Source organism: Janthinobacterium sp. BJB426 (assembly GCF_002735705.1).
GTDB lineage: Bacteria > Pseudomonadota > Gammaproteobacteria > Burkholderiales > Burkholderiaceae_D > Janthinobacterium.
Genome location: NZ_PDZL01000012.1, coordinates 59033 through 71460, shown reverse-complemented (window position 1 = coordinate 71460; position 12428 = coordinate 59033). Strand labels below are relative to the sequence as shown.

The window sequence follows — 12428 nt, the reverse complement described above, 5'->3', positions numbered from 1 at the left end:
GTATGAATATGGAATTACGGCACTTGCGCTACTTCGTTGCGGTCGCGGAGGAAAGGAACTTCACGCGGGCCGCCGCGCGCCTGCACATCGCGCAGCCGCCGCTGAGCCGGCAGATGCAGCAACTGGAAGAAATCCTGGGCGTGGTGCTGATCGAAAAGGGGTCACGGCCCTTGCGGCTGACGGAAGCGGGCGAGTTTTTCCTCGCCCATGCGCGGCCCCTGCTCGACCAGGTACGCGACCTGCAGGCGATGACGCAGCGTGTCGGCAAGCTGGAACGCACGCTGTCGATCGGCTTCGTCGCCTCGACCCTGTATGGGGAGTTACCCGACATCGTGCACCGCTTTTGCGAGCGTCATCCCGAGGTGGACGTAAGCCTGCATGAAATGACGACGGTGCAGCAGTTGAAGGCCCTGAAGGAAGGCCGCATCGACGTGGGATTCGGACGATTGAAAAGCGAAGATCCCAGTATCCGCCGCATCCTGCTGCGCGAAGAGCGCCTGGTGGTGGCGCTGCCGCCCGGCCACCGGCTGGCCAGGGGGGAAGGCGGATTGCGCCTGACTGACCTGGTGCACGAAACCCTGCTCGTGTATCCGAAAGCACCCCGTCCCAGTTTTGCCGACCAGGTGCTGGCCATGTTCAGCGAAGGCAATGTCACGCCCGGTCCCGTCACGGAAGTGCGCGAGCTGCAGATTTCCATGGGACTGGTGGCGGCCGGCCAAGGCATTTCCATCGTGCCGGAAAGCGTGCAGGCCATGCACCACCGGAACGTCGTGTACCGCAAGCTGGACGACAAGCATGCGTTCTCGCCCATCTTATTCAGCATGCGGCATATGGACCGCTCGCCGGAACTGGAAAACCTCCTCGCCGCCGTATACTCAATCTACGATGAACACGGCATCGCGCACGTCAAGGAAAGCCTGTAGCAGTGACTACGCCGCGTCGGCCAGCAATGTCGGGCGCAGCGCGCGGATGCGCAGTTCCGTGAAATAGCCGCCCGCCTCGTTGTAGCGCAGGTAGTAACGGCCGCAGTTCAGGCAGCGGGCCACCTGGCTCAGATTGGCGGGATAGTAGCGCGGGGCGATGGGTGCATCCGCACTGTCGTAGCGCGTGCCGTGCGGGTGGTACTCGGCAAACGTCGGTTCCTCGTACGGGTCTTCGCGCAGGGTGCCGACTTCTTCAAAGCGGTCCAGCTCCAGCGAAGTGGGAAGGCGCTGCCAGGCGTCCAGCGGGACGGCGCAGCAGCTGCATTTTTTTGTCACCAGCGCCGACGCGGCGGCCAGTGCGGACAAAGCGGGAAAGTCGATGAATACCATGGTTCAGCCTATGCAAAGGGGCGGCCCATGGCAACGAGCCTGGCCGCGCCCTTTCATTCTAGCCCAGCAAGCGATTTGCCATGTGCCCCGTCATCTTGCCGCCCGGCGCCAGCGGCCATGCCGCACCAGGATCAGCTCGAGCAGCATCAGCATGCCGCCGGAGACGAGCAGCAGCGGCATCAGCGCGCACATGCCGGCCGCCACCAGCCAGGCCAGCGCAGAAGGCGAGGTCCAGGCGCCAGGCAGCAGCCTGGGCAAGCCCAGCGAGCCAGGCAAGCGCCGCTTGAAAAACATCAACCAGCCCGACACCAGCGAGAACAGCACGCTGGCGCCGAACAGCAGTAGCAAGGCCTGGTTCCACCAGCCGAATTCGCCACGGTGGAACGGAATGCCGATGGCGGTGGCCTTGCCGAACGCCGTCTGCGCCTCCCACCCTGCATAGTACAAAGGCTTGCCGCTGTAGGCATCGAATTGCAGGTCGAAGCGCAAGGTGGGCTGGCTGCGGTCGGCCATGGTGGCGCGCCACACATCATCCTGGCTGGCCGGCGCCGTCAGCTGCACGGCGATGGCGGGCGCGTGGCTGCGCGCTACCTGCCACGCCTCCTGCCAGTCGAGCGGAGCGCCCGCCTCGGTCGAATGCAGGCTGCGCGGCACGGGCGGCGGCGCCTGGCCGCTGACATCGCGCAGCGCGCGGATGCGCCCGCCCGCCTGCTGGCTCCACGTCAGCCCCGTCGTCAGGATCACGACGCTGACGATGCCGAGCGCCACGCCAAGAAAAGCATGCCACTGGCGCCAGCCGTTGCGGCCCCGCGCGCCCCGCTTCGGCAAGCCCGATTGCGCGCCGCGCGGCCACCACAGGACCACACCCGTCACCAGCATCACCATCAGCCAGCTGGCCGCCAGCTCGATCATCCAGCGCCAGCCATCATTCTGCAGCAGGCGCGAATGCAGCTTTTTCGCCCAGTTGCCAAAGCGCTCGCTGCTGGCCAGGCTGCCCAGCACGCGGGCGTCATACGGATTCACATACACGATGATGGCTTGCGCGGGCAGGCCAAACTTCGGCTTGGCCGGCGCGGCATGTCCGCCATGGCCCGCATGTTCATCCTGCGCGCCGCCGGGCGGCGCAAAAGCCACCAGCACCGCGTCATCCGATTGAAACGGCGGCACCACGTGCTGCACCGTCCAGCCGCGCGGCGCGGCCCGCTCCGCTGCCGTCACGGCGGCGTCCAGCGGCAGCGTCGAGTCCTGCGGCGCCACATGATCGAGGTGCTGGTACAGCCTTGCCTCGATCTGCGGCGTGAACACATACAACATGCCCGTCAGGGTGGCCACCAGGGCAAACGGCGAGGCGATCAGCGCGGCCCAGAAATGGATGCGCCAGTACAGGCTTTTACGCCGCGCGATGAGAAAGGTGTGATCGTCCATGGCTATCCTCACAGTGCGTTGAAGGTATAGCCCAGGCCCAGCATCACGCTGCGCGGCGCGCCGGGCGTGTACTGATTCTGCGTATTGGCCGCGTAGCTGCCCGTGCCCGCGTAACTGCTGCTGGCCGAATCGGCATAGCGTTTATCTGCCAGGTTGCGCACCTGCGCCCACGCTTCCAGCCCGCGCGCGAGCTGATAGCTGGCGCGCACATTCAGCAGCGCATGGCCCTGGTATTCCACCGTGTTGGCATTGTTCATCCAGTAGCGGCCCTGGTGCACGGCTTCAAGCGCGATACGGGCGCCGGCCACGGGCTTGTAGCCGATCTCGAACGACGTGATGTCGCGCGGCGCCTGCGGCATGGTGCGGCCGCTGTAATCGAGGGTGGACGACACCTGGTAGCGCAGGTAGCGGTGGCGCGCGATGGCCGTGGCGAAGCGCGCGTCGAACGGGCCGCTGTCGTAGTTCAGGCCCAGCTCCAGGCCTTCGCTGCGCGTGCGCCCCGCATTGCGGTTTTCGCTGTTGCCCGGCGAGAGCGTGTAGCTGACGATGGTGTCGCGCCCGTCGAGCCGGTACAGGGCCGTGTCGAGTTTCAAGCGGCCCTGCAAAAAGGCCCAGCGCAAGCCCAGTTCATAGTTGTTGTAGACGGACGGCTGCAAATCGGCGATGCCCGTCTTGCCATACAGCTGGCTCACCTCGGGCGGCGTGAAGCCCTGGCTGACGTTTGCATACGCGCTGCCCGCATGGCCAATGGCGTAGGTGGCGCCCAGCTTCGGGCTCACATGCGAAAAGCTGCGCGACTCGTCGGGCGCACCGTAATTGACGCTGCCGCCGGGCGCCAGCTTGTTATGGTAGTCGTAGCGGATGGCGTCCGAGCGGCCGCCCAGCACCACGCGCGTACCCGCCAGCGGCGTAAATTCCCATTGCGCGAAGACGGCCGTATTGAGGATATCCGTCTGGTAGTCGCGCACGCCCTGCGGGTTGCTCGCATTGGCCAGCGAATAGCGCAGGTAGCGGCCCGTGGCCGCATCGCGCACGATGGACAGGTTATCGCTGACAAAGGGATTGTCGCTCTTGTCGACATACACGCCGGCAATCAGGCGCGAACGCAGCCACGCGAATTCCTGCTGGTGTTTCACGTCCAGCCCCAGCGAATCGACGTGGTTGTTGTTGATGACGCCCTTGCACAGCATGCCCGCGCAGCTGCCGATGGAGTACGCGGGAATCTGCCCATGGTCGTTCTTGCGCGTAAAAACGGTGACGGTGCTCGTGCCATTGGCCGTCGTCGCGCCTTCCCACGCCAGATTCATGCGCGTGGTCTTGTCCTTGCGGTAGGTGAACGTGTTCAGGCTCTTGCCAGGATTGCTGCGGTAATCATTCTCGAACAGGCTGCCCGTCATGGCCGCATCGAGATCCGTGTGGACGATGGTGGCGCGCAGCTGCGAGGTGGGGCTGAGCGCATAGTCGGCGCGCAGCGAGAACGAATCCTTGTCGCCATAGCTGTACTCTTGCCAGTTGTCGCGCGAGCGGCGCGAACTGTAGTGGGAAAAGCGCAATCCCAGCGGCCCCCAGGTATCGCTGGCGGACGTATCGTAGCGGGTGTAGCCGGCCACGTTATCGCGTCGCACGCCCACCTTGGCCATCGGCGTCGCGCTGGCGCCGGCTGTCAGGAAATTGACGGCACCGCCGACGGCGTTGCTGCCATACAGCGAGGATGCGGCGCCCTTCACCACTTCCACGCCGCTGGCGCCCGCCATGTTCATCTCGTTGAGCGAGTTATGGTTGAAGACACCCAGCGGGCGGATGGGAATGCCGTCTTCCAGGTACTGATAGACGGCATTCGTGCCGATCGGCTGGCGGATGCTCATGCTGTGCTGCTCGTTGCCCAGGTCATTCCAGTACACGCCGGCGATGCGGTTGAGGATATCGCCCATGGTCTTGGGCTTGTCGCGTTCCAGGTTTTTGGCGTTGACGACACCGATGGCCTGCGGCGTCTCGGATAGCCACGATTGCGCGCGCGAGCCGGAAACGACGACGGTGTCGATGCCGTGGTCGGTTTGATCAGTTTGCTGCGCCCGCGCGCAGGGGTAAGCCACGGTGATGGCGACGGCCAGCACCAATAATGTCTTGTTCATGTGATTCTCGTTTAAGTGTGCGGATGCGGCGCGTCACACCGCAAGGTGGACAGCGCCAACATTGAAAATGCAAAAACTTAAACGAGGGCGGGCGGCGCGCGCGATTGCGCGGTGGACCAGATGAACAGGGGCGATGGGGACTGGTAGTACAGTGCCGGGAAAATGGCCGTGCCGCTGGCCACAGGCAGCGGCAGCACGGGGTTCGTCGGCGGCAGGCCGACGGAACCCGCATGCGTGGAACAGAAGGCGCAATGCTCCATCTGCATGGCCTTGCCGCCGGATTTTTCGTCAGCGGCGCCGTCATCATCGGCCTGCACAAGCTGAACGAAGCGGATGCCGGCCACCGAGCAGATTTCGGCCCAGCCGGAGCCGGACTCCTGCTTGGCGTTGGCGACGGCCTGGGAAATCGATGGCGCGAGCGCCGCCAGCAGGATCGCAAAGCAGGCGATCCAGGCGGCGAAGCGGCGCGTGAACAAGGTCATTCCCATGGCCGCATTTTACCAGCGGCCGCCGGGACTGGGTAGCGGAAAGCGGCTCAGGCGGCCGGGCAGGCGGCGTTGCCGTTGTCAAAAGCGCGCACCACGCTCGCCGTATCGGCGGCGATGCGGCTCACGGCGCGGCGATGGCCGAGCACCAGTTCATCGTAGCCGGCACCCACTTTTTCATTGGCTATCGTGCGGCAAGTGACTACCTTGCTGCTGGCCAGCTGGCGCACGCTCCACACGGCGTCGATCAGCGCGTACTGTCCCATCACCGATTCAAAACGCTGCACATTGGTGCTGATGCGGTACACGGGCAAGTTGTCCGGATGCGGCGTGCGGAACACATCGATGGCGCCCAGATCGCTCGTCACCGCCGTCGACAGGGCCTGGCCGATCTCGCCGGCCAGCGGCCCCGCCCAGCGCTGCTGCTCCAGCAATTCGATGCGGCCCGATGGCGCCGTCACAACAAACTGGTTGCGGCTCACCTGCTGCGGCACGCTGACGGCCAGCACCTCGACATAGTATTTGACGGGTTTGGCCGCCTGCGCGTCGGCGCCGCCACTGAGTGTATAGAAGTGCTCTGGCTGTGGCGTAGAGCAGGCGCCCAGCAGGCTGGCCGCCAGCAGCGCGGAAAAAATTGGCTTCATCATTTTTTTTCATCTCCTTTTTTACCGCGGATCAGGGACTCGGGATGACGTTCCAGGTAGTCCGACAGCGCGTTCAGCGATTGCAGGGTTTGCGTCAGCTGCTGCAAGGCCTGGCGCACGTCCGACTGCAGCGGCGAATCCTTTTGCAGCACCTGTTCGGCCGTACCGAAGGTCTGTTTCGCCGCCGTCAGGGTATCGCGCATCTCCGGCACCACCTGGCCATCGAGCTGCTTGAACAGGGTATTGGCTTGCTTGATCGTGGCGTTCAGGTTGCTGCCGATCTCCGCGTACGGCACCTGGTCCAGCTTGCGGGCGATGCTGGCGATCTGCGTCTGCAGTTCATCGAGGGTATTCGGCACGGTCGGCACTTCCAGCGGATACTTGTTCAACTCCAGCGTCACCTTCGGCGCTTTCGGGAAGAAGTCCAGCGCGATATACAACTGGCTGGTCAGCAGGTTGCCCGTGCGTAGCTGGGCGCGCAAGCCACGGCTGACCATGCGTTCGAGCAGCTGGTGACCGGCCGAGCCTTCCTCATCGTCGACAGCGGCCTTGAAGCGCATGCCCAGGCGAGCCGGATACAGATTGACGGTGACGGGCATGCGGAAGTTCTTCTTCACAGGATCGAACTCGATGCCCACCGAACGCACCTCGCCCAGCACGATGCCGCGGAAGTCCACCGTGGCGCCAGGCTGCAAGCCGCGCAGCGACTGGTCGAAATAGAACACGGTGGTGATCGCCTCGCCATCGGGTTCGCGCATGGCGCTGGCCTCGTCGGCCGCCAGGCGGAAATTGGTATTGGCCGGCGCCGGCTCCTCCGGCTTGCGGCCATTTTCCGCCTCGAAGGCAATGCCGCCCACCAGCATGGCGGCCAGCGATTGCGTATTCAATTTGAAGCCGTTGGAATCGAGACGCACGTCAACGCCGCTGGCATGCCACCAGCGCGCATTCTTGCCGACGAACTGGTCGTACGGCGCATTCACGAAGACGGACATGGTGATGCCGTTGCCATCCTTGTCCAGCGCGAAGCTGACCACCTTGCCCACGCGCAGGCGGTGGAAGAACAGGGGCGAACCCACGTCGACGGAGCCGAGACTGTCCGCATGCAGGGTGTACAGCTTGCCCTTCTGGTCACCGGCCACGGCGGGCGGACTCTCCATGCCGAGAAAATTCTCCTTTTTGGCTTCCGACTTGCCCGTATCGACGCCGATGTAGGCGCCCGACAGCAAGGTGCCCAGGCCCGTCACGCCGCTGGCGCCGATCTGCGGGCGCACCACCCAGAAGCGCGAATCGGCGGTGGCGAAGCGGCGCGCTTCCTTGCTCATGTCGATCGTCACCAGCACCTTGCTCAAGTCCTCGCCCAGAGTGATGGCGCGCACCTGGCCGATATCGACATCCTTGTATTTGACCTTGGTCTTGCCCGGCTCCAGTCCTTCGGCGCTCTTGAAGCTGACCGTCACCGTGGGTCCCTGGTCGAGGATGGACTTGGCGGCCAGGCCGGCGCCGATCAGCGCGGCCAGCAGCGGAATGAGCCATACCAGCGACGGCAGCCAGCGGCTGGCCGGGTCCACATCGGGTTCGGGCAGAGGCCGCGCGCCGGTTTCGGCAAGGTCGCCCGTTTCTTTGTCAGCCATGCTGTTCTCCAATCACTGTATTGTTTCCGGTATTTGCTGCACTGCTGCGTTTTTCATCCTCGGCCGCCTTGTCGTCGACGGGGTCCCAGATCAGGCGCGGGTCGAACTGCATCGCCGCCAGCATGGTCAGCACCACCACGGCGCCAAAGGCCAGCGCGCCGGGTCCGGCCGTGATCACGGCCAGCGACTTGAAGCGCACCAGCGCCACCGTCAGGGTGACGACAAAGATGTCGAGCATGGACCAGCGGCCGATGAATTCGACCATGCGGTACAAGATGGTGCGCTGGCGCGGCCGCCAGCGCGAGCGCCGCTGCGCCGTAAACGCCAGCAGCGCCAGCACGCCCAGTTTCAACATCGGCACGACCACGCTGGCGATGAAAATGATGATGGCCAGGCCCTTCGAGCCGCTGGTCCAGAACAGCACCACGCCGCTCATGATGGTATCGTCCTGCGCGCCGAACAGCGATTGCGTCACCATCACAGGCAGCAGGTTGGCGGGAATGTAGAGGATCATGGCGGCGATCAGCAGGGCCCAGGTGCGGTTGATGCTGTCCGGTTTGCGCACGTGCAGGGCCGTGCCGCAGCGCACGCACGCCAGGTGCTTGCCCTTGCTCCGGGGCGGTGCCACCAGCCCGCAGGCATGGCAGGGCAACACTTTCTCGCCCGGTGCGAAGGCCTTGTAGCGGATGCCGGGCAGCGCCTGGCGGGTCAGGTCGTCGCCCAGGTTCCACAGGGCCTTGGGGTCGAACGAGACGACGATGGCCAGCATCAGGGTCAGCGCGCCAAACGCGAACAAGCCCGGTTGCGGCAGCACCGTGGCCAGGCTGGTCATCTTGACGACGGTGATCAGGATGCCGATCATCAGCACCTCCGTCATGCCCCACTCGCGCGCCGTCTGCACGGCGCGCAGCACGCGGTTAAAGCCCGGCACCTTGACGCCGCCGCGCAGGCCCAGAGCCACATACAGCAGGGAACCGAGTTCGATGGCTGGAAAGAGGATGGTAAACAGGAAGACCATCGTCGCGACGATGTGCATCTGCTCGGACCACAGCACGCGGATGGAACCGAGCAAGGTGGCGCTGGAAGTGAGGCCGTTGACGTCGAGTTCGACGATGGGGAAAAACTGGGCGATCAGGAAGACAAAGGCGGCGCCCAGGGTCAGCGCCACCACCTTGCTCAATTCCGCCGATGCGCCCCGCGCGTGGGCGCCTCGGTATAGCACCGAGCGGCAACGGATGCAGCGCGCCTTTTCGCGGGGACGCAGCGGACGTTTGCGGTACAGCACGCCGCAGTCATGACAGCTAATCAGGTCGTATCGGTGCACAGTATGAAGTTTGCCGGCGCCCGAAGCGCGACTTTCCCATGTTAATGCCAGCCATCATGACAGAGTTGGCATTTTCCTGCACTACGGCACTATTCTTTTTCACTCCCCCGCAACAGCGCCTCCACGGCGCGGCCGATTTGCAGTACCCGATCGTCGGCGCCCGCCAGGCCGCAGATGCCCAGGCCCACGGGCAGCTCACCCTCTGCATGGCATGGCAGCGACAGCGCGCAGCCGTCGAGGAAGTTGATCACGCTGGCGTTGCGCAGCACCAGGCCATTCGTGGCAAAGAAGGTGGCGTCATCCGCTTCCAGCGGCGCGACTTCCGGCGCAAGAATCGCCACGCTGGGCATCAGCCAGGCGTCGAATGGCGCCAGACGCTGCTTCGCGATGGCGATCAGGCGTGCGCGCGCATCGAGCAAGTCGATGTAGTCAGCCGCGCCCTGCTGCTGGCCACGGCGGATGCGCGCCGCCACGCGCTGGTCGTACTGCGCGCCCTTCTCTTCCAGCAACACCTTGTGCCAGTGCCAGGCTTCCGCCGCCACCAGCCCACCGCCGCCATTGATCGTCGGTAGCTCCAGCAATTCGGGAAAGTCGAACTGCTCCACCAGAACCCCGGCTTGCCGCAGCTTGTCCAGCGCGGCATCGAAAGCCTGCTGTACTTGCGGCGCCACATGCGTGCCGACGTAGTCAAGGGTAAAGCCGAAGCGCAAGCCTTTCAGTGCTGGCGCCTGCGCGCCGATGTCATGGCCAGACAAGGCCGCGTACAAAATGGCGCAGCAGTCGACGCTGTGCGCGATGGGGCCGGCCGAATCGAGGGAGCGCGACAGAGGCACCGTGCCAGCCAGCGACACGGAAGCCGCCGTCGGCTTGAAACCCGTCAGGCCGCAAAAGGCAGACGGGATGCGGATCGAGCCGCCCGTGTCCGTACCCAGCGCACCGGCCGCCATCGCCAACGCCACCGTCACAGCGCCGCCCGAGGTGGAGCCGCCCGCGACCCGTTCGCGGTCGTGCGGATTGCGCGGCGTGCCGTAATGGGGATTCAAGCCCAGGCCGGAAAACGCGAATTCGCTCATGTTCGTGCGACCCAGCAGGATGGCGCCGGCCGCGCGCAGGCGCGCCACGGCAAGCGCATCGGCAGCGGCGGGCGGGGCGTCAGCCAGCGCCAGCGAGGCGGCGCTGCTGACCTGCCCCCTGACGTCAAACAGATCCTTGATCGAGATGGGCACGCCAGCCAGTGGCGAAGGCACCAGGCCTGCAGCGCGTGCCGCATCACTGGCACGGGCCTCGGCCAGCGCCTGCTCTCCATCAAGGCTGACATAGGCATGGCCGCCCTGCGCCTGGTGCGCCTCGGCGCGTGCCAGCATGCGTTGCGTCAGTTCCACGCTGGTGATGCGGCCGGCGGCCAGGTCGGCGGCCAGTTCACGGATGGTCTTGGTCATTGCATTTATCCTTCCACGGGCAGGGTTTGCACGGCATAGCGGTGCTGCAGGCGGCGCTGCAAAGCTGGATCATACAGCTCCAGTTCGAAGGCGTCGCCATGGCCCATCTCGCCGATGATGGGCTGCGTGCCGCAGAACATGGCGCTGCCCACCGGCAGGGTCGCCTGCCCCGTGTAGCGCAAGATCAGGTCTTCCGGCGACAGCATGCGCGTCACGGGACCATCCTGGTACAGGGCCGGCACGCCGGCGCGCTCGCGCCAGGAGCGCATCTGCAACTGGTCCCAGTGGCCGGCCACGTCGGCATAGCGCCACAGGGTGTCGCCTACGGGCTTGCCGCACATCTGCTTGGACACCGTCACGCCATAGCTTTCCACCTTGCGGTCCGTATGATCGGAGCCGATGCCCACCAGCAGGCCGTATGCCGTGGAAAACAGCACGAATTCCGCCTCACCGGACGAATCGCTGCCCGGCACTTCGATGGCGGCGTCGCTGGAGAGCAGGGCCGCAGAGACCCGGTAAAACGTCGGCACGCTTTTCGGACGCGCCACGCCGATGGCTTCCAGTTCGGCGATATGGTGCTCCACCATCGCCATGTCGCGGCCCGTCCAGCCGGCGATGATGAGGTGATCGATGTCAAAGGTGACGGGGCCGTGGCCGGCCAGTTGAAAATTCAATGTCGTCATGATGTTATTCCTCAAGAGGGCCGCGGCCCGTTTCGCGTGCCGCAAAAACGGCGGCGCCGGTGATCAGCAAGGCGGCCGCCACATACAGCGAGACGGCCATGGTGCTGTTGTACGAGCGATACAGGCTGGCGATGACGAGCGGCGCGAAACCGCCGCCGATGACGCCTGCCAGGGTGTAGGCCAGCGAAGACCCCGCATAGCGTACCTTGGTAGGGAACTGCTCGATGACGAAGGCGGCCTGCGGACCGTACATGATGGCGTGGATGACCAGGCCCACGACGACAGCGATGACGATGGCGGCCGGGCTGGCCGTATCGAGCAGGGTGAAGAAGGCAAACGCCCACACGAGACCCAGGATGGCGCCCAGCGCATACACGGGACGGCGGCCGATCTTGTCCGACAGCGCGCCAAACACGGGCACCGCCAATGCATTGCAGGCCGTGCCGATCATGATGGCGGTCAGTGCCAGGGTCGACGACAGGTGCAGCACCGTCGTCACGTACGTCAGGGTGAACACCACCACCAGCGCATACAGCACGTCCGAGCCGATGCGCACGCCGCCGGCGATCAGCAAACGGCGCCAATAGAGGCGCAGCACGTCGCCGATCGGCGCTTCCGCCTTCGCATCCTTCTGGTCGAGTTCCTTGAACAGCGGGGTTTCCTCGATGCCGCTGCGTATCCACATGCCGAAGGCCACCAGCAGCAGGCTGGCGATGAATGGCATGCGCCAGCCCCAGTCCATGAACGCTTCATGCGGCAGCAGATAGGTGATCAGGCCAATGCAGCCGGTCGCCAGCAAGGTGCCAAACGATGGTCCCACCTGCGTCCACGAAGCGTTGCGGCCCCGCTTGTCCGGCGCGCCGTGTTCGACGGAGATCAGTACGGCGCCCGCCCATTCGCCACCCAAGGCGATGCCCTGGACGAAGCGCAACGCCACCAGCAGGATGGGGCTCCAGATGCCGGCCGTCGCATAAGTCGGCAAGAGGCCCATCAGGCCCGTTGTCACGCCCATCAGCATCAGGGTCACCACCAGCACCCAGCGACGTCCCAGCTTGTCGCCCAGGTGACCGAAGATCACGCCGCCGATGGGACGCGAGATATAGCCGACGGCATACGTGGAAAAGGCCAGGATGGTGCCCGTCAGCGGGTCGAACGAGGGAAAGAACAGGTGGTTGAAGATCAGTGCGGCCATGGTGTTGTAGACGGTGAAGTCATACCATTCCAGGGTCGTTCCGACCATGCTGGCCGTGGCCAGGCGGCCCGTCTTGGCCGTCGTAGCCTTCTCGCCCGGTGCCTGGGCCGCCGGATGCGCAGCGTTCGTATATGTGCTCATTGCCTACCTCTCTCGTCAG

11 protein-coding genes are annotated in these 12428 nt (G+C 65.0%); 1 reads left to right on the top strand and 10 read right to left on the bottom strand.

All coding sequences use genetic code 11. From position 1 onward, the window contains the following. Positions 1–8 precede the first annotated feature (8 nt). The gene (locus CSQ93_RS18810) at positions 9–923 is read left to right on the top strand and encodes a LysR family transcriptional regulator (RefSeq protein WP_099379415.1); all 915 of its coding nucleotides are present in this window, start codon (positions 9–11) and stop codon (positions 921–923) included. A gap of 6 nt (positions 924–929) precedes the next feature. On the opposite strand, the gene CSQ93_RS18805 is transcribed toward CSQ93_RS18810, so the two are convergent. From CSQ93_RS18805 to CSQ93_RS18760, 10 genes are all read right to left on the bottom strand, one after another. Continuing rightward, on the bottom strand, positions 930–1313 hold the full coding sequence (locus CSQ93_RS18805; protein ID WP_099379345.1) for a hypothetical protein: 384 nt from the start codon (positions 1311–1313) through the stop codon (positions 930–932). 90 nt (positions 1314–1403) lie between these two features. Next, on the bottom strand, positions 1404–2738 hold the full coding sequence (locus CSQ93_RS18800; RefSeq protein WP_099379344.1) for a PepSY-associated TM helix domain-containing protein: 1335 nt from the start codon (positions 2736–2738) through the stop codon (positions 1404–1406). Between the two features lie 8 nt (positions 2739–2746). Next, positions 2747–4870: a TonB-dependent receptor family protein gene (locus CSQ93_RS18795; RefSeq protein WP_233516251.1), complete on the bottom strand. Its 2124-nt coding sequence runs from the start codon at positions 4868–4870 to the stop codon at positions 2747–2749. A gap of 77 nt (positions 4871–4947) precedes the next feature. After that, positions 4948–5358: a DUF2946 domain-containing protein gene (locus tag CSQ93_RS18790; protein ID WP_233516250.1), complete on the bottom strand. Its 411-nt coding sequence runs from the start codon at positions 5356–5358 to the stop codon at positions 4948–4950. A 47-nt stretch (positions 5359–5405) separates the two neighbouring features. Then, on the bottom strand, positions 5406–6002 hold the full coding sequence (locus CSQ93_RS18785; RefSeq protein ID WP_233516249.1) for a PqiC family protein: 597 nt from the start codon (positions 6000–6002) through the stop codon (positions 5406–5408). Further along, a complete protein-coding gene (locus tag CSQ93_RS18780; protein ID WP_099379341.1) occupies positions 5999–7630 on the bottom strand; it encodes a PqiB family protein in 1632 nt (543 codons plus the stop codon). The genes CSQ93_RS18785 and CSQ93_RS18780 overlap by 4 nt, the downstream gene beginning before the upstream one ends. After that, positions 7623–8915: a paraquat-inducible protein A gene (locus CSQ93_RS18775; RefSeq protein ID WP_416208745.1), complete on the bottom strand. Its 1293-nt coding sequence runs from the start codon at positions 8913–8915 to the stop codon at positions 7623–7625. The genes CSQ93_RS18780 and CSQ93_RS18775 overlap by 8 nt, the downstream gene beginning before the upstream one ends. 128 nt (positions 8916–9043) lie before the next feature. Continuing rightward, a complete protein-coding gene (locus tag CSQ93_RS18770; RefSeq protein ID WP_099379339.1) occupies positions 9044–10393 on the bottom strand; it encodes an amidase in 1350 nt (449 codons plus the stop codon). Positions 10394–10398: 5 nt separating this feature from the next. After that, positions 10399–11076 carry a DUF2848 domain-containing protein gene (locus tag CSQ93_RS18765; protein WP_099379338.1) on the bottom strand — a complete coding sequence of 226 codons (678 nt, stop codon included), beginning with the start codon at positions 11074–11076 and terminating at the stop codon, positions 10399–10401. 4 nt (positions 11077–11080) lie between these two features. Next, the gene (locus tag CSQ93_RS18760) at positions 11081–12409 is read right to left on the bottom strand and encodes an MFS transporter (RefSeq protein ID WP_099379337.1); all 1329 of its coding nucleotides are present in this window, start codon (positions 12407–12409) and stop codon (positions 11081–11083) included. Positions 12410–12428: the final 19 nt, after the last annotated feature.